The sequence below is a fragment of the Streptomyces mutabilis genome, assembly GCF_014649815.1.
Taxonomy (GTDB): domain Bacteria; phylum Actinomycetota; class Actinomycetes; order Streptomycetales; family Streptomycetaceae; genus Streptomyces; species Streptomyces mutabilis.
Genome location: NZ_BMTT01000005.1, coordinates 162,385 through 187,764, shown reverse-complemented (window position 1 = coordinate 187,764; position 25,380 = coordinate 162,385). Strand labels below are relative to the sequence as shown.

At 71.9% G+C, this 25,380-nt stretch carries 20 protein-coding genes, 1 tRNA gene and 2 pseudogenes; 12 read left to right on the top strand and 11 right to left on the bottom strand.

Annotation, left to right across the window (positions count from 1 at the left end; all coding sequences use genetic code 11):
* The first annotated feature begins 124 nt into the window (after positions 1–124).
* Both IE142_RS13795 and IE142_RS13790 read left to right on the top strand, forming a co-directional pair.
* Positions 125–2,212: a SpoIIE family protein phosphatase gene (locus IE142_RS13795; RefSeq protein WP_229830445.1), complete on the top strand. Its 2,088-nt coding sequence runs from the start codon at positions 125–127 to the stop codon at positions 2,210–2,212.
* A 95-nt stretch (positions 2,213–2,307) separates the two neighbouring features.
* Positions 2,308–2,979, top strand: a complete 672-nt coding sequence (locus IE142_RS13790; RefSeq protein WP_191886024.1) for a CBS domain-containing protein — start codon at positions 2,308–2,310, stop codon at positions 2,977–2,979.
* 646 nt (positions 2,980–3,625) lie between these two features.
* Here IE142_RS13790 and IE142_RS13785 read toward each other — a convergent pair.
* The 3 genes and pseudogenes from IE142_RS13785 to IE142_RS36565 form a co-directional block, all read right to left on the bottom strand.
* A complete protein-coding gene (locus IE142_RS13785; RefSeq protein WP_191886023.1) occupies positions 3,626–5,845 on the bottom strand; it encodes an MMPL family transporter in 2,220 nt (739 codons plus the stop codon).
* 253 nt (positions 5,846–6,098) lie between these two features.
* On the bottom strand, positions 6,099–7,214 hold the full coding sequence (locus IE142_RS13780) for a winged helix DNA-binding domain-containing protein (protein WP_229830496.1): 1,116 nt from the start codon (positions 7,212–7,214) through the stop codon (positions 6,099–6,101).
* Positions 7,215–7,310: 96 nt separating this feature from the next.
* Positions 7,311–7,729, bottom strand: a pseudogene (locus tag IE142_RS36565) (VOC family protein); the annotation flags it as partial.
* 135 nt (positions 7,730–7,864) lie between these two features.
* Between IE142_RS36565 and IE142_RS13775 the strand changes: the two are divergent.
* Positions 7,865–8,856, top strand: a pseudogene (locus tag IE142_RS13775) (helix-turn-helix transcriptional regulator); the annotation flags it as partial.
* 86 nt (positions 8,857–8,942) lie between these two features.
* Here the strand turns inward: IE142_RS13775 and IE142_RS13770 are convergent.
* Positions 8,943–9,500, bottom strand: a complete 558-nt coding sequence (locus tag IE142_RS13770) for a TetR/AcrR family transcriptional regulator (protein ID WP_191886022.1) — start codon at positions 9,498–9,500, stop codon at positions 8,943–8,945.
* Between the two features lie 96 nt (positions 9,501–9,596).
* Between IE142_RS13770 and IE142_RS13765 the strand changes: the two genes are divergently transcribed.
* On the top strand, positions 9,597–10,463 hold the full coding sequence (locus IE142_RS13765; RefSeq protein ID WP_191886021.1) for an SCO6745 family protein: 867 nt from the start codon (positions 9,597–9,599) through the stop codon (positions 10,461–10,463).
* Positions 10,464–10,537: 74 nt separating this feature from the next.
* On the opposite strand, the gene IE142_RS13760 is transcribed toward IE142_RS13765, so the two are convergent.
* Both IE142_RS13760 and IE142_RS13755 read right to left on the bottom strand, forming a co-directional pair.
* Positions 10,538–10,612, bottom strand: a tRNA-Pro gene (locus tag IE142_RS13760).
* A gap of 43 nt (positions 10,613–10,655) precedes the next feature.
* Positions 10,656–11,864: a Cmx/CmrA family chloramphenicol efflux MFS transporter gene (locus tag IE142_RS13755; RefSeq protein ID WP_191886180.1), complete on the bottom strand. Its 1,209-nt coding sequence runs from the start codon at positions 11,862–11,864 to the stop codon at positions 10,656–10,658.
* 204 nt (positions 11,865–12,068) lie between these two features.
* Between IE142_RS13755 and IE142_RS13750 the strand changes: the two genes are divergently transcribed.
* The 3 genes from IE142_RS13750 (at position 12,069) to IE142_RS13740 (ending at position 14,523) form a co-directional block, all read left to right on the top strand.
* Positions 12,069–13,298, top strand: coding sequence for an MFS transporter (locus IE142_RS13750; protein ID WP_191886020.1), 1,230 nt, complete (start codon positions 12,069–12,071; stop codon positions 13,296–13,298).
* A 66-nt stretch (positions 13,299–13,364) separates the two neighbouring features.
* The gene (locus IE142_RS13745) at positions 13,365–13,946 is read left to right on the top strand and encodes a sugar O-acetyltransferase (protein WP_191886019.1); all 582 of its coding nucleotides are present in this window, start codon (positions 13,365–13,367) and stop codon (positions 13,944–13,946) included.
* A 10-nt stretch (positions 13,947–13,956) separates the two neighbouring features.
* Entirely contained in the window at positions 13,957–14,523 is a 567-nt protein-coding gene (locus IE142_RS13740) for a TetR/AcrR family transcriptional regulator (RefSeq protein ID WP_191886018.1), read from the top strand.
* Between the two features lie 46 nt (positions 14,524–14,569).
* Here the strand turns inward: IE142_RS13740 and IE142_RS13735 are convergent, their stop codons facing one another.
* The 5 genes from IE142_RS13735 to IE142_RS13715 form a co-directional block, all read right to left on the bottom strand.
* On the bottom strand, positions 14,570–15,868 hold the full coding sequence (locus IE142_RS13735) for a YeeE/YedE family protein (RefSeq protein ID WP_191886017.1): 1,299 nt from the start codon (positions 15,866–15,868) through the stop codon (positions 14,570–14,572).
* Positions 15,869–16,378: 510 nt separating this feature from the next.
* Positions 16,379–18,283 carry a molecular chaperone HtpG gene (gene htpG, locus IE142_RS13730; protein WP_191886016.1) on the bottom strand — a complete coding sequence of 635 codons (1,905 nt, stop codon included), beginning with the start codon at positions 18,281–18,283 and terminating at the stop codon, positions 16,379–16,381.
* Positions 18,284–18,366: 83 nt separating this feature from the next.
* Positions 18,367–18,906 carry a DUF4303 domain-containing protein gene (locus IE142_RS13725; RefSeq protein WP_191886015.1) on the bottom strand — a complete coding sequence of 180 codons (540 nt, stop codon included), beginning with the start codon at positions 18,904–18,906 and terminating at the stop codon, positions 18,367–18,369.
* Between the two features lie 106 nt (positions 18,907–19,012).
* Positions 19,013–19,612: a GNAT family N-acetyltransferase gene (locus IE142_RS13720; protein WP_191886014.1), complete on the bottom strand. Its 600-nt coding sequence runs from the start codon at positions 19,610–19,612 to the stop codon at positions 19,013–19,015.
* Between the two features lie 2 nt (positions 19,613–19,614).
* A complete protein-coding gene (locus IE142_RS13715) occupies positions 19,615–19,812 on the bottom strand; it encodes a hypothetical protein (RefSeq protein WP_191886013.1) in 198 nt (65 codons plus the stop codon).
* Positions 19,813–20,230: 418 nt separating this feature from the next.
* Between IE142_RS13715 and IE142_RS13710 the strand changes: the two genes are divergently transcribed.
* From IE142_RS13710 to IE142_RS13690, 5 genes are all read left to right on the top strand, one after another.
* Complete coding sequence (locus IE142_RS13710; RefSeq protein ID WP_191886012.1) at positions 20,231–21,103, top strand: SGNH/GDSL hydrolase family protein; 873 nt, start codon at positions 20,231–20,233, stop codon at positions 21,101–21,103.
* Positions 21,104–21,130: 27 nt separating this feature from the next.
* Positions 21,131–22,087, top strand: coding sequence for a GlxA family transcriptional regulator (locus tag IE142_RS13705; protein WP_191886011.1), 957 nt, complete (start codon positions 21,131–21,133; stop codon positions 22,085–22,087).
* 115 nt (positions 22,088–22,202) lie between these two features.
* Positions 22,203–23,201, top strand: a complete 999-nt coding sequence (gene gap / locus IE142_RS13700; RefSeq protein ID WP_191886010.1) for a type I glyceraldehyde-3-phosphate dehydrogenase — start codon at positions 22,203–22,205, stop codon at positions 23,199–23,201.
* A gap of 49 nt (positions 23,202–23,250) precedes the next feature.
* A complete protein-coding gene (locus tag IE142_RS13695) occupies positions 23,251–23,748 on the top strand; it encodes a peptidylprolyl isomerase (RefSeq protein ID WP_100043984.1) in 498 nt (165 codons plus the stop codon).
* 150 nt (positions 23,749–23,898) lie between these two features.
* Positions 23,899–25,377, top strand: a complete 1,479-nt coding sequence (locus tag IE142_RS13690) for a glutamate-cysteine ligase family protein (protein WP_191886009.1) — start codon at positions 23,899–23,901, stop codon at positions 25,375–25,377.
* Positions 25,378–25,380: the final 3 nt, after the last annotated feature.

Below are 25,380 nucleotides of genomic sequence, written 5' to 3'. Positions count from 1 at the left end.
CGCCCTCGCATGCCGTCGTGGGCAAGCGGGCGTAGTGTCCTCATATGGGTGATGTTCGGTGTGGCCGGTGTCGGGCGGTCCTGCCGGATCCCGCGGGACTCGGCCGCCGGCGAGCGGGCATCTGATGCACACCACGATGGACACCGCGATGGACACCGCGATGACCGCCGTGGTGCGGGACAGCGGTGCGTACGGGGGGCTCTTGTACGTGCTGCCGCCGCGTGACGACGCCTTGTGGCTGGTCGTGACGGCGGGGGTACCCCTGGACATCGCCCTTCCGTGGCGGCGTGTCGCGCCGACCGATCCGATGCCCGTGGCGGACGCCGTGCGCGAGGGGCGCCTGGTCTGGGTGGGCGGCCGGGAGGAGATGGCGCGCCAGTACCCCCGGCCGGCACTCGTGCTGCCGTACGACTTCGCGCTGGGAGCGGCACCGGTCGTCTCGGACGGCACCGTACGGGGCGGGCTGGTCCTGCTGTGGTCCGGCACCCATTCAACGCGGCTCAGCCGCGAGGAACGGGACGTCGTCGAGACGGGTTGCCGCCGCCTGGGCGAGGTGCTGCGGCAGGCGGAGGACAGCGGCGCCCCGTTGATGCCCGGGGACCGGCCCCGCTCCCTGCGGGCCCCGGCCGGGCGCGCTCCCTCACCTGCCGAAGCCACCGCGCTCTCGGCGTTCGTCGAGCGCCTGCCGGGCGGATCGTGCGGTCTGGACATGAACGGCCGCATCACCTTCATCACTCCGGCCGCCGCCGACCTGGTGGGGGCCGACCAGGCCGTCCTGGTGGGTGCGCTGCCGTGGGAGGCGCTGCCCTGGATGGACGTCCCGCAGGTCGAGGACCGCTACCGGGCCGCGCTGGTCAGCCGCCTGCCGCAGGCCTTCACCGTGCTGCGCCCGCCGCGGACCTGGCTGGCCTTCGAGCTGTATCCGGACGCCACCGGCATGAGCGTCCGCATCACTCGCGGCGACCCTGCCGACAGCACTCCCGCGGCGCGGGCGATGCCGACCGCCGGGCCCAGCCGCGCCACCGTGCTGTACCACCTGATGCACCTGGCCTCGACCCTGGCCGAGGCCATCGGTGTGCAGGAGGTGGTCGAGCAGACCGCCGACCAGCTGCTGCCGGCACTGGGCGCGCAGGCCATGGTGCTGATGACCGCCGAGGACGGCCGCCTGCGGATCGTGGGCCACCGCGGCTACCGAACCGAGCTGATAGACCGTTTCGACGGCGTTCCGCTGAGTTCCGAGCTGCCCGGTGCCGATGTCATGGCCACGGGCGTTCCTAAGTTCTTCGCGACCTTCGCCGAGATGGCGGACGCCTATCCGGCCACCGTGCACGAGGACGGGATGGCCGCGTGGGCGGTGCTGCCGCTGATCGCCTCCGGCCGACCCATCGGCTCCCTCCTCCTCTCCTACGAGCGGCCCCACGCCTTCCCGCCGGGCGAGCGCGCGGCGCTGACCTCTCTGGCCGGTCTGGTCGGCCAGGCCCTGGACCGGGCCCGTCTCTACGACGCCAAGCACCACCTCGCCCACCGACTGCAGTCCGCCCTGCTGCCGCACACCCTTCCCCACGTGCCCGGACTGCGGGTCGCCGCCCGATACCTGCCGGCGGCCCATGGCCTGGGCGTCGGCGGCGACTTCTACGACCTCATCCGCCTCGACGAGCACACCCTCGGTGCCACCATCGGCGACGTTCAGGGCCACAATGTGGACGCAGCCGCGCTCATGGGACAGGTCCGCACCGCCGTCCACGCCCACGCCACCGTGGGCGCCTCCCCCGACGACGTCCTGGCCCGCACCAACCGCCTGCTCACCGATCTGGACCCCGGCCTCTTCACGAGCTGTGTCTATGTGCACCTCGACCTCGCGACGCGCCGCGCCTGCCTGGCCAGCGCCGGACACCCGCCGCCCCTGCTGCGCCACGCCGACGGCCACACCGAACTCGTCCACGTGCCGCCCGGTCTCCTGCTCGGCATCGAGCCGGACGTCCGTTACCCGGCGCGTGAGTTCTCCCTGCCTTCCGACAGTGTCCTCGCCCTCTACACCGACGGGCTCGTAGAGGCGCCCGGCGTCGACCTCGACGACGCCACCGCGGCGCTCGCCGGTCTTCTGGAGCACGCGGACCCCGGTGACCTCGACGCCATGGCCGACGCGCTGATCCGGCACGCGCCCACCCCCGGTGACGACATCGCCCTGCTGCTCATCAGCCCGAGTGCGTGAGGCGTGGGGGCACTCACCGGGCCGATGGACCGTTTCACATGACAAGAAGGACGAACGCCGGCCCACCGCGGCCGGCAGCGGAGGAGAGACCCTCGATGAAGCACCTCAAGGTGAGCGATCTGATGAGCGACGCCGTGGTCCGGGCGCAGCCCGGAACACCGTTCAAGGAGATCGCCCACCTGCTGCAGGAGTACGACATCACCGCGGTGCCCGTCGTCGACGGGGAGGACCGGCCGGTGGGGGTCGTGTCGGAGGCGGACCTCCTGCAGAAGATGTGGGGCGGAGAGCCGGACGGCCCTCCCGGTGACGGGAAACGGCCTCGGCCGGCCGACGCCAAGGCGTCCGCCACGGACGCGGCGGGGCTGATGACCTCGCCCGCCGTGTGCGCGCGCGAGGACTGGAGCGTCGTCGACGCCGCCCGCGCGATGGCACGCCACGGCATCAAGCGGCTCCTCGTGGTCGACGAGGCGGGGCGCCTGGTCGGGGTCGTCAGCAGGAGCGACCTGCTGCGGGTCTTCCTTCGAACGGACCGGGCGATCCGGACCGAGATCATCGAGGAGGCGATGGTCAAGTCGCTCGGTCTGGCTCCGTCGTCGATGCAGGTGGACGTGGCCCACGGCCACGTCGTCCTCAGCGGCCGGCTGCCCGGCGACGTGTCCGTATCCGTGCTCGAGGAGCTCTGCCGGCGCGTCGACGGCGTGGTCGCGGTGGAGTTCAGAGCCGCGGGGGAGGTCGACGCGGAGGACCCGGCCTCCGTGGGCCACTGACCGGGCGGCTTCCTCAGTACCTGGGCGGCCGGGGCCGGGCGCTCGGGGTGGTCGCGCAGCGCCGCCATGACCGCGTTCCCGCCGTGGGCAACACCGTGCTGGACGTCCTGGTCAGCGAGTCACCCCGGACCATGCTGTGGTCACGACCGGCACGCGGAACGGGAGGAGCACCCGCCGGTGCCGTGATCCGGGCGGGAATCCGACGGTGGATGTCCTCACGCACGATGCGGTCGCAGGCGCACCCCCAGGGCGGTCCACGGGTGCCCCTCGCGAGCTCAGCCCGCCGGTGCGCCCCAACGTCGCCGTCGTCGTGCCGCGCGGCACCACGCGGCGCGCCGCGGTGGGATGGGCGGCATGGCGCGCTCCCCACTTCCCACGTCGAGACGGCCGGGACGATTGCCTTGCTGCCTGCCCTGGCCGACCGTCTCGACGAACGCGCGCGGGTGCTCGGCACGGCACTGCGCGACCGGCTCGACAAGCTCGCCGCACGCCGCGAGGTGGTGGGTGACGTCCGCGGGCGCGGCCTGCTGCTGGACATGGAACTGGTCGGCGACGACGGCGGACCGGCCGACGCACGACCCGGCGGGGCGCGGGAAGCCCCGCCCGGCCTGGCGGTCCAGGTAGGGCGGGGCTGTGCGTGCGGGTGTCAGACTCCGGCCGTCTCGGGTTCGCGGGTGGGCTGGGCGGGCCCGGAGGTGTCGCCGAGTTCCTTGTGGAGCTTCTCGCCCTCGACGTCGACGTTCGGCAGGACGCGGTCCAGCCACTTGGGCAGCCACCACGCCTTGGTGCCGAGCAGGGCGAGCACGGCGGGCACGATGGCCATGCGGACGACGAAGGCGTCGAAGAGGACCGCGATGGCGAGGCCGAAACCCATCATCTTGATCATGTCGTCGTTCTCCATGATGAAGCCGGAGAAGACACTGATCATGATGATCGCTGCGGCCGCGACGACCCGGCCGCCGTGGGTGAATCCGGTGACGACGGACTCGGCGGCGGACGATCCGTGGACGTAGGCCTCGCGCATGCGGGTCACGAGGAAGACCTCGTAGTCCATCGCCAGACCGAAGACCACGCCGATCATGAAGATGGGCATCATCGACATGATCGGACCCGGCTGGTCCACGCCGAACACGTCGGCGAGCCAGCCCCACTGGAAGACCGCGACCACCGCGCCGAGCGCCGCCGCCACCGAGAGCAGGAAGCCCAGGGCCGCCTTCAGCGGGACGAGGACCGAGCGGAACACCAGCATCAGGAGCAGGAAGGCGAGACCGACGACCAGGGCCAGGTACGGGACGAGCGCGTCGTCCAGCGTCTGCGAGAAGTCGATCGTCATCGCGGTCATGCCCGTGACCAGCATGGTCGCGCCCGTGTCGGACTTGATGTCGCCGGTCAGCGAGCGGATGTCCTTGACCAGTTCCTCGGTGGCCGCGTCGCTCGGACCGGTCTTGGGCACCACCGTGAGGAGGGCGGTGTCGCCCTGCTCGTTGAAGTTGGCCGGGGTCACGGCCGCGGCCTCGCCCAGGCCGGTGATCTCCTTGCCCACGGTCTCGACGGCGGCCTTCGCGTCGTCCGCGCCCCGCGTGTCGACGGTGACCATCAGCGGGCCGTTGAACCCGGCGCCGAAGGACTCGGACAGCATGTCGTAGGCCTTGCGCTGCGTGGTGTCGGGTGCTGAGCTGCCCTCGTCGGGCAGGCCGAGTTCCATGCTCGCGGCCGGTACGGCGACGGCGCCGAGGCCGATCACCGCGGTGAGCAGTACGGTCACCGGACGACGCAGGACGAAGCGGGCCCAGCGGGTGCCGAGCTTCGGCTTGTCGGAGACCGCGCGCTGTCCGGCGGCCGCCTTGCGGTCCTTGCGGCTGAGCGCCTTCCTGCCGGCGAAGCCGAGCAGGGCCGGGGTCATGGTGAGCGCGATCAGCACGGCGATGGCGACCGTGGCGGCGGCGGCCAGGCCCATCTTGGTCAGGATCGGGATGTTGACCACCGCGAGGCCCGCCAGGGCCACGATGACGGTGAGTCCGGCGAAGACCACGGCGGAGCCGGCGGTGCCGACGGCCCGTCCCGCGGCCTCCTCGGGGGTGCGGCCCTCGGCGATCTCGGCGCGGTAACGCGAGACGATGAACAGGGCGTAGTCGATGGCGACCGCGAGGCCGATCATCATGGCGAGCGTAGAGGTGGTGGCGGAGAGTTCGAGGGTGCTGCCGAGGGCTCCGATGGCGGAGATGCCGATGCCGACCCCGATGATCGCCGAGAGCAGCGGCATGCCGGCCGCGACCAGTGAGCCGAAGGTCAGAAGGAGCACGACGGCTGCGACGCCGATACCGATCAGCTCGGCGGTGCCACCCATCTCCTGCTCGGCCATGACCGCGTCGCCGCCGGTCTCGACGGTGAAGCCGTCGCTGCGCGCGTCGTCGGTGGCGGCGGTGAGCGACTCGCGGGCCTGGTCGGTCAACTCCATGGAGTTGACCTTGTAGGTGACCGATGCGTACGCGGTCGTGCCGTCCTGGCTCACGGCGTTCGCCTCGAACGGGTCGTCCACCGAGGCGACCTGCGGACCGTTCCCGAGGGCGGTGACCAGTTCCTCGACCTTGGCCTTGCCGGCCGGGTCGGAGATCTTGTCGCCCTCGGGGGCGCGGATCACGACCCGGGCCGTGGCGCCTTCGGCGCTGGCTGCCGGGAAGCGCTCGTCGAGCAGGTCGAACGCCTTCTGGGACTCGGTGCCGGGCATGGAGAAGGAGTCTTCGGGCGGGGCGGGCGCGGTGGACGCGGCGACGCCGGCGCCCACGAGTATGGCCACCCAGAGCAGGGCGACGAGGCCGCGACGCCGGAACGCGCGTCGACCGAGTCGATAAAGGAACGTAGCCACCTGGGACCAATCCGTCGGATACGGGCAGGACGAGACCCGGCAGATGGGAACGCAGGCGTTCTCTCCGGGATACTCACCCATGCTCGCCCGGCTTCTGTTTCATTTGATCCGCCCCTGGGGCTGGACCGGCGTACTGCACAGGGTGTAGTGCTTACCCGCTCCCCTCTCCTCGGGGCGTAGATCGCGAGGATGGGTGTACGCCGCATTTGTTCCATCGCGGAACCAGTGCGCGTCAGCCGGTCATGACGGCTCGTCAGCCTTCGGGGGACGCGGCGACTCGTACCCGGTCGCTGTCCTGGTCCGAGAGGAAGGACGCCAGTGCCCGGCCCTCCTCGGTGACGGCCCTACGGTCGGCCCGTGAGAGGCGGCGCAGCGGCGTGACGGTCACCGTGCCCGCCTCGACGCTCCAGGTCGCTGCTGCCCGTCCGTCGACGAGGACCACCCGGGCGCCGGTGACCGACAGACCACGGTGGGCGTCGTCGATGATCCGGCCGCGGTCGTGGTAGCCGAGGACCGCGTTGTCGAAAGCGGGCAAGAACCGTACGGGTGCCGGGGTGCCGGGATCGGGCCGCGGCGCGTCGGGCAGGTCCAGCAGTTCCCGGCCCCGCTCGTCGCGGAAGGCGACCAGTTCCTCGCGGACCGCGGCGACCGCGGCGGGCAGTCCGGCGAGGCCGCACCAGGCGCGCAGGTCCGCCGAGGCGGCGGGGCCGAACGCCGCGAGGTAGCGCCGGACCAGCGCTTGGCCGACCGGATCGGAGGCGTGCGGCGACGGCGGATCGATCTCCCGGCCCAGCCAGCGGGAGAGCGGCAGGTAGCGTACGCCCGCCTTGGTGCGCCACAGTCCGCGCGGCGGCAGTTGCGCCATCGGGATCAGGGCTGCGACCAGCATCTCCCCCAGTGGGCGCGGTCCCGGGCCCGGCAACCGTCCGGCGACCGCGCGGGCCAGCTCGCCCATCGAGCGGGGCTCGCCGTCGGCCATGACCTCCCGCCCAGCCGCGGCGAGTTGGTCGAGGTCCACATCTCGCAGCTCACTCCGGTAGGTGCCGAGGACCTTCTGGCGCAGCATGGTGTCGTGCCGGGCCCGCCAGGCGAGGACGTCGGCGGCGGTGACGAGGTGGACGGTCCGGCGCATGAGGTGGGTCCGCACCAGGTGCCGGCCCGTCAGCTGGTCGGACAGTGCCGTCGGTTCGAAGGCGCGCAGTCGCGACCAGAGCCCGACGAACGGTTCCTGCGGCTCCTGCGCCTGCATGCCGCCGAGGTGCGCGACGGCGTCTGCGACCGGGAGGTCGGCCCGGTCGAGCAGCAGTTGCCGGGCCAGCGTGGCGCGGTTGAGCGCCCGTGTGTCGAGAACGGGGGTGTGGCCGCTCACTGGTGAGTCCTGTCTTCCTGCGTCGGGGGCCTGTGGCCGGTCGGGGGGGTGTGGCCCGGGTGGCGGGTGGCCCGCCACCCGGGCTTCGGCGGAACAGCCGTTGTACTCGCTCACGACGTCCAGGACCCAGGTGACGCCGTACCGATCGCGCAGCATGCCGTACAGCGGCGCCCACTGGGCGGGACCGAGGTGCTGACGGACGGTCGCCCCTTCGGCCAGCTTCCCCCAGTACTCGGTGATCTCCGCGGCGCTGTCTCCGCGGACCGAGACGAAGAAGGCGTTCTCGCCCCGGTCCCAGGGGAGGTTCGAGGGCACGTCGTAGGCCATGAGGCGCAGACCGCTGTCGGCGGACACCTGACCCCACATCACCTGATCGGCCTCGGACGGGTCCTGGACGTTTCCGGCGTCCTTGTACGTCACCACGTTCACGTCCCCGCCGAAGACGATCGGTAGAAGGTGAGCGCCGCGCGGGCGTCGCCGCGGAAGTTCAGGTGGGTCACAGCATTCACGGACACAAAGGGCTCCTTGCCTCGGGACATGACCGGACCGCCCACGGCGGGTCCGTCGCGGGGCCGCTCGGCTCCGCGGTTCCCCACGTTGGCAGGGGTAGCGGTCAGGTCGTGACCGCTACTGACGGCAACATGGAAGTCATGCGGAAGACCTCAGCACGACTGCTGTCCCTGCTTTCGCTGCTCCAGGCGCGCCGGGACTGGCCGGGAGCGCTGCTGGCCGAGCGGCTGGGCATCAGCGCGCGCACCCTGCGCCGGGACGTCGACCGGCTCCGCGAGCTCGGCTACCCGGTCGTGACCGACAAGGGCCCCAAGGGTGGTTACCGGCTCGGCGCCGGCACCCGGCTGCCGCCTCTGCTCTTCGACGACGAACAGGCGGTCGCGCTGACCGTCGCACTCCGCACCGTCGCCACCTCGGGCACCGATGTAGAGGACGGCGCGGCGCGAGCGCCGGCCACCCTCCGGCAGGTGATGCCCGCCCGGCTCCGCCACCGTATCGACGCCCTCGAGGTCACCGCGGTCAGGCGGTCCCCGTCGCCGTCGCGGGACCGGGCGGACGGTGGCACCCCCATGGCGCTCGGCGCCGCCGTCCAGGCTCACGAGGAACTGCGCTTCGATTACACCCCGGCGTATCCGGCCGGCACCGGCGACGACCGCGTGCGGCCACCTCGCCGGGTGCAGTCCCACCATCTCGTCACCCACGGCGGGCGCTGGTACCTCGTCGCCTGGGACCTCGACCGCGACGATTGGCGGGTATTCCGCGCCGACCGCATCACCCCGCGCGTCCCCACCGGACCCCGGTTCACCCCCAGGGACCTGCCCGGCAACGACGTCGCCGCCTTCGTGACCGGCAGGTTCCGCGGCTCCGACCACTCAGCCGAGTGGCTCTGCCGCGGCGAGGTCGTGCTCCACCGGCCCGCCGCCGTGGCGCCCCACGTCCCCGCGGGGACCGTCGAGGAACTCGGCCCAGACCGCTGCCGGCTCACCCTCGGCTCCTGATCCTGGCCCCCCTCGCCGCGGCCTTCGGCGCTTTCGAAACCGACGTCGAGGTCGTCGGTCCGCCCGCGCTCAGGGAGGCGTTCGCCCGCCTGGCCCGGCGTTTCACCGACGCCGCGCGGAGCGCTCCCGCCTCAACGGCGGGACAGCCTTCCGACGGCTCAGCGCCGACCAGCGGGCGGCCGTCGGTGCCGGTTCCGCGTACGCCGGGTCAGCCCTCGGCTCAGTCGCCGGCGAGCCGGGGCATCTCCTGCGCCAGCGCCCGGAAGACTTCTTCGGGCTCCCGGCCTTCCAGCAGGCCGTCCAGGTTGTGGGAGAGCAGGAGCGTCGCGAAGCCGTGGGCCATCGACCAGGCCGCCATGAAGCCGAGAGCCGGATCGTCGCCGTGGTCCGCCACGGCCCTGCGCAGCAGGTCCCCGGTCCGCTCGCGCGCCGCGAGGAGTCCGGAGTCGTCCATACGCAGCAGTTCGGGCCGGAACATGACCTGGAAGTGTGCCGGGTGCTCCCTCGCGAAGCGCACGTACCGGACACCGAGGTCACGCAGGTCCTCCGACTCGCCGAGCGCGTCGGACAGGAGGGCGTGTCCCTCGGCGGCGACCGCGGTGAGCAGGCCGGCGCGGTCCCCGAAGTGGTGTGCGGGCGCGGCGTGGGAGACGCCCGCGCGGCGGGCGAGGTCACGCAGGGACAGGGCGGCCGGCCCTTCGGCGGCGATCACGTCGAGGGCCGCGGTGAGCACGGCCCGCCGCAGGTCTCCGTGGTGGTAGGCGCGTTCGGCGGTCATGGATGCAGGTTAGCGCAATCTAGGCATTGACAAGATACTAGCGCCGGACGCAATCTAGTCAGCGTCAAGATGTGTGGTCACGGGGAGAGGGACACCATGGGCATCGACAACGGACGCGTGCGGCAGATGTGGCACCTGCTGGAGCCCCTGCACGCCGTCGTCTACTACGCGCCGCAGGTCTTCGAGGAGCTGGGATCACTCGGCTACGAGACCGAGGAGCGCTGGCCGAGCTACTTCGCCCTGCGCGCCGCGCCGCTCGGGGCCCCCGGATGCCACCGAGTGACCTCCGCGTTCTACAGCTTCAGCCCGCGCATGGTCGCGGAGCACGTCCCCGTGGCCTGGGACGTCGCCGCGCCCGCCACGGTGATCGCGGCCCGGACGCGGGGCGTGGACCGGGCGTACCGTGCGTTCGCCGGAGCCCTGACGAACGGTCCCGGTCTCGCCGAGGCGGCCGCACTCGCCCGTCGGGCGGCGGAGGCGGCGCCCACCGGGGCCCGCCCACTCGCCGCCGCCAACGCCGAGCTGCCCTGGCCCGAGGAGCCGCACCTCGTGCTGTGGCAGGCTGCCACGGTCCTGCGAGAGCACCGCGGGGACGGTCACCTGGCCGCTCTGCTGACCGCGGGTCTCGATCCCGTGGAGGCGCTGGTGTCCTTCGCCGCGATCGGCGCGGCGCCGGTCGAACTGTTCGCGAGCCGCGGCTGGAGCGAGGACGACTGGGCGGCCGCCCGCGAACGACTCGCCGCGCGGGGCCTGCTGGAGGCGGACGGCACCGCGACCGAAGCGGGCCGCGCCCTGCGGGCCGAGGTCGAGCACCGTACCGACGAACTGGCCGCCGCCCCTTGGGAGTCGCTCGGCGCCGAGAACACCGCACGCCTCGCCGACCTGCTCGGTCCGCTCTGGCTGGAGGTACTGGGCACGGGACTGCTGCCAGCCGTGAACGCACTGGGCATCGGCAAGGTCTGACACCACGTAGGCGAGTCGCGTGGCCGGCAGGCATGAGATCGGGGTGGGGCCGACGGGTGCCGAGCCGGAAAAGGGGCGGGGCGGCCGGATTCGAACCGGCGTCCTCCGAGATGCCGTCGCGGCGCACTACCTCTGTGCTACGACCCCGCCTTGTGGATGATCGTATGTGGCGCCTCCGCGCTCGGGTGCCCCTCAGACCCGTTGACTCGACTCCACCGGCGCCGGCTCGGCGGCCATGGTGCCCATCACGATGCGCGAGCGGCTGTGCAAGCGCAGCGAGACGGCGACGAAGACCATCGCGGCCAGGGTCATCGCGGCTCCCGCCCAGGCGGTGGCGGCGTAGCCGAGGCCCGCGTCGATCACCGTGCCGCCGAGCCAGGGACCGCCGGTGTTGCCCAGGTTGAACGCCGCGGTGGTCGTCGCGCCCGCCAGGGTGGGCGCGGCGCCCGCGACGTTGAACATCCGGGCGTTGAGCGCCGGCGCCGTGTAGAAGGCGGAGACTCCGAGCAGCAGCGACAGGGCGATCACGACGGCGGGGCTCGATGCGAACAGCGCAAGCGCTGCCAGGAACACGGTGGACGCGGCGATACCGGAGAGCAGCACGCCGAACAGGTGGGCGTCAGCGACCCGGCCGCCGATCGTCGTACCGATCAGCGCGCCGAGGCCGAACAGCGCCAGCACGGTCGGCACCCAGCCGTCGGCCAGGTCGGCCACGTCGGTGAGCAGCGGCGCGAGGTAGGAGAAGGCGCAGAACACGCCGCCGGCCGCGAGCGCGGTCAAGGCGACGGACAGCCACACCTGACGGTCGCGGTAGATCGCCAACTCGCCCTTCAGCTGGGCCCGCTGCTCCGGCAGCGGGATGCGCGGGATCAGGGTCACCACACCGACGAGCGCGACGGCGGACGCCGCGCCCACCGCCCAGAACGCGGACCGCCATCCGAGGTGCTCACCGAGGAAGGCGCCCGCCGGAACGCCGAGGACGTTGGCGATCGACAGGCCGCCGATCATCACGGCCATCGCGCGGGCCCGCGCGGTCTTCGGCACCATCGCGATGGCGACGGCGGCCCCCACCGCCCAGAAGCCGGCACACGCCAGGGCGCTCACGACCCTCGAGACGAACAGCACCTCGTACGACGTCGCCAGGGCTCCCGCCACCTGGCCGAGACCGAACACCGAGATCAGCGCGACCAGCGTGGTCTTGCGCGGCAGCCGCAGCGTCGCGACCGCGAGCAGCGGCGCGCCGACCACCATGCCGATGGCGAACGCGGATATCAGCAACCCGGCTTGCGGGATGGACACGTCCATGTCGTCGGCGATGGGCGGCAACAGACCGGAGAGCATGAACTCGCTGGTGCCGAGCGCGAATACGGACAGGCCGAGGATGTAGACGGCGAGCGGCATACGGGACGCCGCGGGCCGTGCGGAAGAAGCGGGCATGACTGGTGTCAACGAGGCTCCGCTTCCGGCCATTCCCGGCCCGGGGCCCGTCTCATGATGCGGCCGGGTGCGGTGCCAAGTCCGTGCGCCGGAGGGACGCTGACGGGCGCCGGGCAGCGCCGGTCACTGGATGTACGTTCGTACGCTTCCGGTTGTAGGCTCCGGCGCATGACTGTTGACGTCCTGCGCCGGCCCGCCCTGGCCGAGCGGCGGGCCCGCGTGGCCGTCGCCGTGCTGTTCTTCACCAACGGTGCCCTGTTCGCCAACCTCCTGCCGAGATACCCGCAGATCAAGGCGGACCTCGGCATCGGCAACGCCGCCTACGGGCTGGCCGTGGCGGCGTTCCCGGCGGGTGCCATAGCGGCCGGGCTCGCGGCCGGGGTCCTCGTCCGCCGGTTCGGATCGGCGCGGGTGGCGGTCGGCGGCACGCTGGTGACCGGCGCGGGGATCCTCTCCGCCGGCCTGGGCGGATCGGTGGCGCTGTTCGCGGCTGCGCTGTTCCTGGCCGGAGCGGCGGACGCGGTCACCGACGTGGGGCAGAACGTCCACGGTCTGCGGGTGCAGCGCCGTTACGGACGCTCCATCATCAACTCGTTCCACGCCATCTGGTCCATCGGCGCCGTCACGGGCGGGTCCATGGCCGCGGGTGCGATCGCGCTCGGCGTCTCCCGGGGCCCACACCTGCTGTTCTCCGCCGTGCTGTTCGCGGTCGCGGCCTGTGTCGCCCTGCGCTTCTGCCTGCCCGGCGGCGACAACCCACCGGGCGAGGAGAACGCGGGCGGGGAAGACGCGGCCGAGGACCACGCCCGGCGGCCGGCCCGGCACACGGCGCCGGTACCGGGCGCGCGTACGAGTTACGTACTCGCCGCGCTCGTGCTGATCGCCACGGCAGGAACGCTCGTCGAGGACGCGGGCAGCTCGTGGGCGACGCTCTACCTCTCCGCTTCGCTGCACGCGTCGGTGGCACTGGCCGCTTCCGGCTATGTCGCCCTGGTCGGGGCCCAGTTCGCGGGCCGGCTCCTGGGTGACCGGCTCGTGGACCGGTTCGGCCAGCGTGCGGTGGCCCGCTCCGGCGCCCTCATCGCCGCCGTGGGCATGGGCCTGGCCCTGGCGGTGCCCACGGTCCCCGGGACGATCCTCGGTTTCGCCGCCGCCGGGTTCGGCGTGGCGACCCTGGTTCCGGCGGCGATGCACGAGGCGGACGAGTTGCCCGGCCTGAAGCCCGGGTCGGGGCTGACCATCGTCTCGTGGCTGATGCGGCTGGGCTTCCTGCTCTCCCCTCCGGTCGTGGGCCTGGTCGCCGACGCGACGAGCCTTCGGGCGGGGCTGCTGGTGGTGCCGCTCGCCGGGGTGATCGTGCTGCTCCTCGCCGGTGTGCTGCGACCCCGCCGGGACTGAGCGCGCGACACAGCGACACAGCACAAGGAGTGTACGTTCGTACGCCCGAAGGGTACGATCGTGCGCATGCCGACGGACCACTTCGCGGACGACCCCCGCTCGAACCTCGAACGCATGCAGGCGGGCGACCTCTACATCGCCGACGACCCCGAGATCGCCCGCAGGCAGCAACAGGCCGTGCGGCTGGCCGCCCGCTACCGGGCCGCGTACACCGAGGACGCCGAGGCCGCACGGCCGATCCTGGCGGAACTGCTCGGCTCCCTGGGTGCCGAGGCCCATGTGCGGCCGCCGCTGTACGTCGACTACGGCAGCAACATCACGATCGGTGCGCGCACCTTCGTCAACTACAACCTGACGGCTCTGGACGTCGCCGCCGTCACCATCGGCGAGGACTGCCAGATCGGACCGAACGTCCAGCTCCTCACCCCCACGCACCCCCTGGAGCCCGGACCGCGGCGCGACAAGCTGGAGGCGGCCCTGCCCATCACCATCGGCGACAACGTCTGGCTCGGCGGCGGCGCCATCGTCCTGCCCGGAGTGACCATCGGCGACAACTCCGTCATCGGCGCCGGTGCGGTCGTCACGAAGGACGTCCCCGCAGGCGTCGTCGCCGTCGGCAACCCCGCCCGGCCCGTGCGGAAGGTGTGAGCCTGCTCCCATGGCAACCGGACACACGGACCCGCAGCGGCGTGAACGCATCCTCGACGCCACGCTCGACCTGATCGCGGAGGAAGGCATCGCGCGCGTCTCCCACCGGAGGATCGCCACGCGCGCCGGCGTCCCCCTGGGCTCGATGACCTACCACTTCAGCGGCATGCACCAGCTGCTGCGGGAGGCGTTCGGCCGATTCACCGACCACATCGTCGCCGTGTTCGACGCCCGCCTGGGCGCCGCCGCCGACCGCGACCAGGCCCGGGCGGCGGTGGCCGACCTCGTGCACTCCCTGTCCGAGGAGAGCCGGCGGGACCTGGTGCTCACCCAGGAGCTGTACACCCTGGCCGCGCGGCAGCCGGCCTACCGAAGGCTCACCCACGAGTGGATGCGCCGCAGCCGCGTCCACCTGGAGAAGCACTTCGACCCGGAGACGGCCCGCCAGCTCGACGCCCTCATCGAGGGCCTGACGCTGCACCGCGCGCTGGCCCAGGAGCCCCACGGGCGGGATCTCACCGTGGAGGCCATTGCCCGGATCACCACCACGGGCCGGGGCTCCCCGGGCACCCCCTAGCCGCCCGTACGGCACAGGCCTGACCCCTGCCGCACGGGCATCCGACTCAGCAGACGCCGTCGCCCGGCTTCGGGTTGCCCAGGCCGAACAGCGGGCGCAGCTTGAGGCCCACCCAGGTGCCGGCCAGCGCGAAGGCTCCCCACAGCCAGCCGCTGAGGCTGCCCGAGGCGATGCCCGCCAGGTAGGCACCGATGTTGCAGCCGCCGGCCAGCCGGGCACCGATGCCCATCAGGACACCGCCGAGCACCGCCGCGACCGCCGTGCGCCAGGCGATGCCCCGGTGCAGCGCCCAGGTACCGCCGAGCGCCGCGGCGACAGCCGCGCCGATCATGATGCCGATGTCGGTGAGGCTGGTCTTGTCGGCGAGGACCGGGCCCGCCAGCATCTCGGCGTTGCCGGGCCGCTGCCACCACGTCCAGTTCTCCGGGTGACCGCCGAGCACGCCCACCAGCTCCGAGCCCCACAGGCTGAAGGCGCTGGTGACGCCCCAGGCGCCGCCGGACACCAGTAGGACGCCCGCGCCGAGCAGGGCCAGCACCAGGGCGCCGGCGGCCAGCGGCCAGGACCCGCGCAGGGCGCGGACGGCCGCACCGCGGGCCGAGGGCACCGCACCGAGGGGCGGCGGGTTGCGGCGGGCCTGGACACGCCGCGTGACGAGAACCACCAGCACCAACGCGGCGATGGTCGCGGCCCACGAGCCGAACCAGCCGATGTGGTCGGACAGGACGACCGGCTCCCAGGCCGGAAGGTCCTTCCACAGGTCGAACTGCCATGCCGCGAGGGTGGCGCCGGCGATGAACCCGCCGAGGGTCAGCACGATCGAGGTCTGCCCCGAACCGACGGCGAAGAGCGTGCCCGAGGCGCAGGCGCCGCCGAGCTGCATGCCGATCGCGAAGAGCGCCGAACCTGCGAACAGGCCCACGCCGATCGGCCCGGCGGACGGCGCCGGCTCGGCGCCGAACAACCCGGTCTCCGTGCCGATGAGCAGCGCGAACAAGGTGGCCGTGGTGCCGAGCAGCAGCGCGTGGGCCCGCATCCCGGTGCCGTTGCCGACGGCGACCAGTTGCCGCCACGCGGAGGTGAAGCCGAACCGGGAGTGGAAGAGGGCGACGCCCAGGCCGAGGCCGAGCAGAAGGAGTACGCCCGGTTTCGCGCCGTGTGCGGACCACACGTAGGCGGTCAGCGCGGCGGCGAGCAGTCCGGACGCCACGAGGGGTGTCCGCCGCACCGGGGGCAGGGGCGGGGCCTCGGGCCGTGCCGAGGAGGTGGGAGAGGGAGCGAACAGGGATGTGGACGCGCGCGGCGGCGCGGCCGGGGTCGACCCGGCCGGGGGTGCGGTGGTCACGGAAGATCTCCGGTGTGGTGCACGGGGACGGCTGCGGTGGGCTGGGCGGACCGGCGGCACGGGGACGCGCGGCCGGTGCGGGACTCAGCGGCGACAGAGGCCGTCGTCGACGCACCACGCCGAGTTCGCGAAGAGCGCGAGGCACAGCAGCGGAGCCGATGCATACATGGGTGTGAATATACGGAATGGAAAGCTCCGCATGCCAGGCCGTCTCGCCATGCGGATGGTGAGGTGGACGGAGGCGTGCCGCAGCGTGCGGCGCGACGCACTGGCACGACGCAGCGGTTGACGGCGGCCGCCCGTGCATCCCGGCCGAGGTCGTGCACCGTCCGACCTGCGCCGCCGATGCCACGGACGACGGCGCGCGCCGTGCGTTTCCGCAGCGGCGCGCGCCTGGTCGTGAGCCCGGACCGAGGCTCGGCCGCGGCACTCGCGGTGCACGGGCGCGGCTCCGAGGCCCGGACCCGACCGTTCTGTGGGTTCAGGACGTACGGGACGTCGACCGGTGGGCTAGAGCGTGCGCTCCAGGCGGTCCGCCACCAGCTTCACGAACCGGGCCGGCTCCTTCGGGCGGCCGCCCTCGGCGAGTACCGCCAGGGCGTGGAGCAGGTCGGCGGTCTCGGTGAGTTCCGACCGGTCCTGCTGCTGCTCGGCGTAGGCCCGGTTCAGCGACTTCACCAGCTGGTGCTCGGGATTGAGTTCGAGGATGCGCTTGGCGTGCGGGACTTCCTGGCCCATCGCGCGGTACATGTTCTCCAGGGCGGGCGTGAGCTCGTTCGCGTCGGAGACGACACAGGCCGGCGAGACCGTGAGGCGGGAGGAGAGCCGGACCTCCTTGACGTCCTCGGACAGGTGCTCCGTCATCCAGCCGAGCAGCCCCGCGTACTCCTCGTCCTGCTGCTCCTTCTCGGCGTCGGTCTTCTCCTCCCGGTCGCCGTCGAGGTCGATCTCGCCCTTGGCCACCGAGCGCAGCGGCTTGCCCTCGTACTCCCCCACCGCGTCGACCCAGACCTCGTCGACGGCATCGGTGAGCAGCAGGACCTCGACGCCCTTGGCCCGGAAGGCCTCCATGTGCGGGGAGTCCTCGATGGCCCGACGGGACTCGCCCGTCATGAAGTAGATGTCCTTCTGGCCGTCCCTCATCCGCTCCACATAACCCTGCAGCGTGGTCGGCTCGTCCGCGTCGTGCGTGGTCGCGAAGGAGGAGGCGGCGAGGATCGCGTCCCGGTTCTCGGAGTCGGTCACCAGGCCTTCCTTGAGGACCGGGCCGAACTCCCGCCAGAACGTGGCGTAGCGCTCCGGCGCGGACGTCCGCAGGTCCTTGACCGTGGCCAGGACCTTTTTGGTAAGGCGGCGCTGGATCATGCGGATGTGACGGTCCTGCTGGAGGATTTCGCGGGAGACGTTGAGCGAGAGGTCCTGGGCGTCGACGACGCCCTTGACGAAGCGCAGGTACGGCGGGAGCAGTTCCTCGCAGTCGTCCATGATGAAAACGCGCTTCACGTAGAGCTGGACTCCGCGCTGGTAGCCCTGGGTGAACAGGTCGTGCGGGGCGTGCGAGGGCACGAAGAGGAGGGCCTGGTACTCGAAGGTGCCCTCCGCCTGGAGCCGGATCGTCTCCAGCGGTTCGCGCCAGTCGTGGGCGATGTGCTTGTACAGCTCGTGGTACTCGTCGTCGGACACCTCGTCGCGCGGACGCGCCCACAGCGCCTTCATCGAGTTGAGCGTCTCGGGCTCGCCCGCCTCGGCTCCGTCCTCGCCCGGCTCGGGCAGCAGCCGGACCGGCCAGGTGATGAAGTCCGAGTACCGCTTGACGATCTCCCTGATCTTCCAGGCGGAGGTGTAGTCGTGGAGCTGGTTCTCGGAGTCCGCCGGCTTGAGGTGGAGGGTGACGGAGGTGCCCTGCGGCGCCTCCTCGACCGTCTCCAGGGTGTACGTGCCCTCGCCCCGGGACGTCCAGCGGGTGCCCTGGGTCTCGCCGGCGCGCCGGGTCACCAGGGTCACCTCGTCCGCCACCATGAAGCCGGAGTAGAAGCCGACGCCGAACTGGCCGATGAGCCCGTCGGCCCCGGCCGCGTCCTCGGCCTCCCGCAGTTCCTGCAGGAACTTGGCCGTGCCCGAGTTGGCGATGGTGCCGATGAGTCGGGTGACCTCGTCGTAGGACATCCCGATGCCGTTGTCCCGCACGGTGAGCGTACGGGCCTCCTTGTCGACCTCCAGCTCGATGTGCAGGTCGGACACGTCGACGTCGGAGAGGTCGTCCCGCAGGGCGGCGAGGCGCAGCTTGTCCAGCGCGTCGGAGGCGTTGGAGACGAGCTCGCGCAGGAATACGTCCTTGTTCGAGTAGACGGAGTGAATCATCAGCTGCAGCAGCTGACGCGCCTCTACCTGGAACTCAAACGTTTCGGTCGGCATGGCTGGTGACTACCTCACAGGTCCACAGTCGTCTGCACTGGCGGGAGCAACTCTAGAACAGCGCGGTCGGCCGCAGGTACCGGTCAGGCGGTGTCCGGTGCGGCGGCCTCCGCAAGCCAGTCCGTCAGGGCCTCGGGCGGGTTCAGCCGCAGCGCGCGTTCGTCGTTCCCCGCCTCGGAGGGCACCTCGACGTTGATGACGACGCGGTGACGGTCGGAATCCGTGCCGAAGAGTCCCTCCGCGTCGAGGCGGGCCATGGCCGTCTCCATCGCCCGCAGTCTCAGGTCGAACTCCGCGTCCGCCTCGTCGTCGGGCAGGTCGAAGAGTTCCCCGCGGGCCTCGAAGAGCGGCCGCACCGGCTCCATGTGTCGTTCGCCGTAGCAGCAGAACGGGGAATCGGCGTAGGACCACTTGATGTCCGGTGCAACGCAGCCCTGCCGGGCCGCCTCCTCGGCGAGGGCCTGTTCGGACCACGCGGAGAGCGCGGGCCCGTAGGCCTCACCGGGGGTGACCAGCACGCAGTAGTAGAAGCGGTGGCCGGGGTGCTCCCGGAACAGGTCCAGAATAGCGGCGCGGGCCGCACGGTGAACGGCGTCGGCCAGGTCGGTCTCGGTGGGGATCACGGCGTCGGCTCCGGACTTCGGGCGGAGGTGAAGGGCTCGGCGAGCGTATCGACGGGCACTGACGGCGGGCCTGAGAGTGCCTCACGGCACCGCCGTCCCCGCTCACTCAGCGACCCGGCTCCCGGCGCATGCACCAGGTCAGCGGACCGTCGTCCGGAAGCTTCACTTCCGCGGTCACCTCGAAGCCGAGGCGGGTGTAGAACCGTACGTTGCCCTCGTCCGACGTCTCCAAGAAGGCGGGGAACCCCGCACGCTCGGCCGCCTCCAGTCCGGGACGGAGCACCGCGGTGCCAAGGCCCGCGCCCTGGGCGTCCGGGTCAACACCCACCGTGGCGAGGAACCACACCGGGTCGGTGGGACGGTGCGGCGCCATCGCCTGCTCCGCGGATCCGAGCGCCGCCGCGCGGTCGCCCGCGAGGTCGCCGACCAGCGGTCCCACCTCGGCGAAGGCGGGCCCCGGGTCTCGCTCCGGGGTCGTCCAGGCGGCGACGGCACGGCAGTCGCCGGTGACCCAGGCGCGGCCGTAATCCATCGCGACCCGGGTCAGGAACAGTTCCTGGAAGCGGCGCACCCGCTCCCGGTGGTCGTCGGCCGCGACCACGTGGCGGGTGAACGGGTAGTCCGCGAAGGCGCGGGCCAGGGTCCGCACCGCGGCCGGCACGTCGTCCTGCGTCGCGGGGCGCACATGAGGAAGGGGATCGAGCATGATCAATCCTCATCACACGTCCCGGCGGCGAGCAAGGTCTTTTCCCGGTTCATCGCCGGTACCTGGCTGGTCGAAGCGGCGGCGCCGAGCGTCTCCGGTCCGCGTGCCCGGTCGAAGCCCCCCGCCGCGCCGGACCGGGAGCGGGACGCGGTGCCCGGCCGAGCCGGCGTCGCGGCGCCCAGCGCGCCGACGACGTCCACGCCGTCGCCCGGAGAAGGTATCCCGGCCACGGCGAGATCGGCGGTTCGCCGACCGCCAGCAGTGTCGCCACGGCCGAGGACCCGATGACGACTCGACCCAGTGGAAGACCCGGGCGGTGAAGACGACGTCACGCTCGACCATGCCGAGCAGCATCCACACGGCGACGAGCGCGAACTGGACGCAGGCGACGCAGACCGCCAAGGATCGCCGCGACTGTGCCGACGCGAGCAGGAGGATGCAGACACGGTGCCATATCGACATTCAATCGGAATCGACCGAAAATCATTCGACTCCGAAAGAATCACCGCAAGAGCCCTGTCAGCAACGTTGACTGCAAGTCAGGACGCCCGCACATTACTTAAAAGTAGAACCGCCCGGTAACCCCACGACACCACTCCCCACGGGAAGCGAGAGCCCATGCCCAAGCATGCCCTCCGTCGTGTCATGGCCGCGACAATTGCCGCAGTCGGCACGCTGGCCCTCGGACTCACCGACGCCACCGCCCACGCCACTCCCTCCATGGACTACGTGGCCCTCGGAGACAGCTACAGCGCCGGCTCCGGTGTCCTGCCCGTCGACCCCACCGACCTCCTGTGCCTGCGCTCCACGGCGAACTACCCCCATGTCATCGCCGCCACGACGGGCGCCCACCTCAAGGACGTCACCTGCGGCGCCGCCCGGACCAGCCACTTCACGCGGTCCCAGTACCCGGGCGTCGCCCCTCAAGTGGATGCGCTGAGCGCCGGGACGGACCTGGTCACCCTGACCATCGGCGGCAACGACAACGGCACGTTCATCAACGCCATCACGGCCTGCGGCACCGCGGGAGTGCTCAGCGGCGGCAAGGGCAGTCCATGCAAGGACCGGCACGGCACGTCCTTCGACGACGAGATGGAGGCCGACACGTACCCCGCGCTCAAGGCCGCGCTGCGCAGTGTCCGAGCCGAGGCGCCGAACGCCCGGGTGGCGGCTCTGGGCTACCCCTGGATCATGCCGGCCGCCGCCGACCCGTCCTGCTTCCTGAAACTGCCGATCGCCGCCGGCGACGTGCCCTACCTGCGGGGCATCCAGGCGCATCTCAACGAGGTCGTCGAACGCGCCGCCGCGGAGACCGGCGTGACCTTCGTGGACTTTTCCGAAGTCTCCGAGGGCCACGACGCCTGCGAGGCCGTCGGCACCCGGTGGATCGAACCGCTCCTGTTCGGTCACAGCCTCGTCCCCGTCCACCCCAACGCCCTCGGCGAGCGGCGCATGGCCGAGCACACCATGAAGGTTCTCGGACTGAACTGACGCCCCGTCTCCGCGTACGCTCCTCCCGTGCCGTCCTCACGCCTGCGCCGTGTCGCCGTCCTCGTGCTCGAGGGTGCCAAGCCCCTCGACGTCGGTATTCCGGCGCAGGTCTTCACGACGCGCGCGAGCATGCCGTACGAGGTGCGGGTGTGCGGGGCGGCGACCGGCCTGGTGACCGGCGGCGACGGGCTCTCCTACCACGTCGCCCACGGCCTCGACGCGCTGGCGTGGGCCGACGTGGTCTTCCTACCCGGTTACCGGTCGCCGGACGTCGAGGACCCGCCGCGGGCCGTCGTCGACGCGCTGACCTCCGCCCACGACCGGGGGGCGCGGCTCGCCGCGATCTCCACGGGTGCCTTCGCGCTCGCCGCCACCGGGCTGCTCGACGGCAGGCGGGCCACCACGCACTGGCACTACACGCGGGCGCTCGCGCGCAAGCACCCCCGCGTCCAGGTCGACGAGAACGTGCTGTTCGTGGACGAGGGCAGCGTGCTGACCTCCGCCGGCGCCGCCTCCGGCATCGACTTGTGCCTGCACATCCTGCGCGGCGACCTCGGCGTGGCCGCCTCCAACCACGCGGCCCGGCGTCTGGTCGCCGCGCCCTACCGCAGCGGCGGTCAGGCGCAGTACGTGCCGCGCAGCGTGCCGGAGCCGCTGGGTGAGCGGTTCGCCGCCACCCGGGAGTGGGCCCTGCGCCGGCTCGGCGAACCGCTCACCCTGGAGGCGCTGGCCCGGCACGCGGCGGTGTCGGCGCGGACCCTCTCCCGGCGCTTCGTCGAGGACACGGGCTACACCCCGATGCAGTGGGTCATGCGCGCCCGCATCGACATGGCCCGCGAACTGCTCGAACGCTCGGAGCGCGGCGTCGAGCAGATCGCCGCCGACGTCGGCCTGGGCACCGGCGCGAATCTGCGGCTGCACTTCCAGCGCATCCTGGGCACCACCCCGAGCGAGTACCGGCGCACCTTCACCCAGGGGGAGTAGCCGCCTCCTCGCTTGGCGTGATCCTTGCGAACAGTGGCTATCACGCCTCTGCCACCGGTAGGGGCCGCGCGTGAAGCTGGAGTCGCACCGCACGGCGAACCGGAAGGGCATTTCCATGACTCGCATCGGCATCAACGGCTTCGGACGCATCGGACGCAACGTGCTGCGCGCGCTGCTCGAGCGCGACACCAAGCTCGAGGTCGTCGCCGTCAACGACCTCACCGAACCCGCCACCCTCGCCCGTCTCCTCGCCTTCGACACCACCGCCGGCCGGCTGGGCCGCCCGGTGACCGTCGACGGGGACACCCTCGTCGTCGACGGACGCCGCATCCGGGTGCTCGCCGAGCGCGAGCCGGCCCGGCTGCCGTGGGCCGAGCTCGGCGTGGACCTGGTACTGGAGGCGACCGGCCGCTTCACCTCGGCCGAGGCCGCCCGCGCCCACCTCACCGCCGGCGCCAGGAAGGTCCTGGTCAGCGCGCCGTCGGCGGGTGCCGACGTGACCCTCGCCTACGGCGTGAACACCGACGCCTACGACCCGGCCGCGCACATGATCGTCTCGAACGCCTCGTGCACCACCAACGCACTCGCGCCGCTGGCCGCGGTGCTCGACGAACTCGCCGGCATCGAGCACGGCTTCATGACGACGGTGCACGCCTACACCCAGGAGCAGAACCTCCAGGACGGCCCGCACCGCGACCCGCGCCGCGCCCGTGCCGCCGGGGTCAACATCGTGCCCACCACGACGGGCGCCGCCAAGGCGATCGGCCTGGTGCTGCCGAACCTCGACGGCAAGCTGTCGGGCGACTCGATCCGGGTGCCGGTGCCGGTGGGCTCCATCGTCGAGCTCAACACGACCGTCGCCCGCGACGTGACCCGCGAGGACGTGCTGGCCGCCTACCGGGCCGCCGCCGAGGGGCCGCTCGCCGGCGTACTGGAGTACTCGGAGGACCCGCTGGTCTCCTCGGACATCACCGGTAACCCGGCCTCGTCGATCTTCGACTCCGCTCTGACCCGCGTCGACGGCCGGCACGTCAAGGTGGTCGCCTGGTACGACAACGAGTGGGGCTTCTCGAACCGCGTGATCGACTCCCTGGAACTGCTCGCCACACGCTGAAGGGGCAGCCGGTTCGGCATCGCCGGGGCCCGCAGGTCACAATGGGGGGATGAGCAATTCCAAGGTTTACTTCGACATCGACATCGACGGCCAGGATGCGGGCCGCATCGTCTTCGAGCTCTTCGAGGACGTCACCCCCAAGACCGCCAAGAATTTCATCGAGCTGGCCACCGGCGAGCACGGCTTCGGCTACGCGGGGTCCCCGTTCCACCGCGTGATCCCGCAGTTCATGCTCCAGGGCGGTGACTTCACCAACGGCAACGGCACCGGCGGCAAGAGCATCTACGGCGAGAAGTTCGCGGACGAGAACTTCCAGCTGAAGCACACCGGCCCGTACCTGCTCTCGATGGCGAACGCGGGGCCGAACACCAACGGCTCGCAGTTCTTCATCACCACGGTCCCCACCCCGTGGCTGGACGGCAAGCACGTCGTCTTCGGCAAGGTCGTCGAGGGCACGGACGTGGTCGACAAGATCGAGGGCTACGGCTCCTCGCCGTCGGGCCGCACCTCGGCGAAGATCACGGTCCGGGAGTCCGGCAAGCTCTGAGAGCCGACCGGCCGTAGGGGAACCTGATCTCCGGACGGGGCCCACCGCTCACGCCTCGGTGGGCCCCGTTCCCGTCCCGTCTGGTGGGGTGCGCCCGGTGGTGCGACGCTGGGTGGAGGAGTGTCCGAGCGAGGCGAACCGGGAGGGCCGATGGGACGGGACGTCCCGGCGCTGGTCTTCACCCGCGAGGACCGCCGCCGGTACCGGATCAAGATGCAGGAGTGCCTCGACGCCTTCGCCGAGATGCTGCGGGAGTCCCGGTTCGAGACCGAGCGGCCCCAGGTGGGCCTGGAGATCGAGCTGAACCTGGTCGACGACGAGGCCGAGCCGGCGATGCGCAACAGCGACGCGCTCGAGGCGATCGCGGACCCCGCCTGGTCCACCGAGCTGGGCCGCTTCAACCTGGAGATCAACATCCCGCCCCGCGCGCTGACGGCGGGTGGCCCCGACGCCTGGGAGACCGAGATCCGCGCGGCCCTGAACCACGCGGAGGACCGCGCCGAGTCGGTCGGCGCCCACCTGATCATGGTGGGCATCCTGCCCACCCTGCGCCAGTCCGACGTCGGCGAGGCGGCCCTGTCGGAGAACCCGCGCTACCGCCTGCTCAACGACCAGGTGTTCGCAGCCCGGGGCGAGGACCTGCACATCGAGGTGGACGGCGTCGACCGGCTGCGGACCTACGCGGACACCATCACGCCGGAGGCCGCCTGCACCAGCACGCAGTTCCACCTCCAGGTGGCCCCCGAGGAGTTCGCCGACTACTGGAACGCGGCCCAGGCCATCGCCGGAGTACAGGTCGCCCTTGCGGCCAACTCGCCCTTCCTGCTCGGCAAGGAACTGTGGCACGAGAGCCGCATCCCGCTGTTCGAGCAGGCCACCGACACCCGCCCGCAGGAGATCAAGGCGCAGGGAGTGCGGCCCCGGGTCTGGTTCGGGGAGCGGTGGATCAACAGCGTCTTCGACCTCTTCGAGGAGAACCTGCGGTACTTCCCGGCCCTGCTGCCGCTGTGCGACGAGCAGGACCCGGTGGAGACCCTGCACCGGGGGGACATCCCCGAGTTGGGCGAACTCACCCTCCACAACGGCACCATCTACCGCTGGAACCGGCCCGTCTACGCCGTCGCCCGCGACAAACCGCACGTCCGGGTGGAGAACCGCGTGCTGCCCGCCGGCCCGACCGTCGCCGACACCCTCGCCAACGGCGCCTTCTACTACGGCCTCACCCGCGCCCTGGTGGAGGAGGAACGGCCGGTGTGGTCGCGGATGTCCTTCTCGGTCGCCGAGGACAACCTGCACACCGCGGCCCGGCACGGCATGGAGGCCCGGCTGTACTGGCCGGGCGTGGGCGAGGTGACGGTGCCCGAACTGGTGCTGCGGCGGCTGCTGCCGCTGGCGCACCGGGGTCTGGAACTCTCCGGCATGGACTCGGCCTGGCGGGAACCGCTGCTCGGCATCATCGAGCAGCGGTGCGTCACCGGCCGCAACGGCGCGGTCTGGCAGAAGGAGATGTTCCACCACATCGACGCGACCGCCCGTCCCGGCCGCCACGAGGCGCTGCGCCGGATGACCCAGCAGTACATGGACTACATGCATCTCAACGCCCCGGTCCACACCTGGCCGGTCGACTGAACG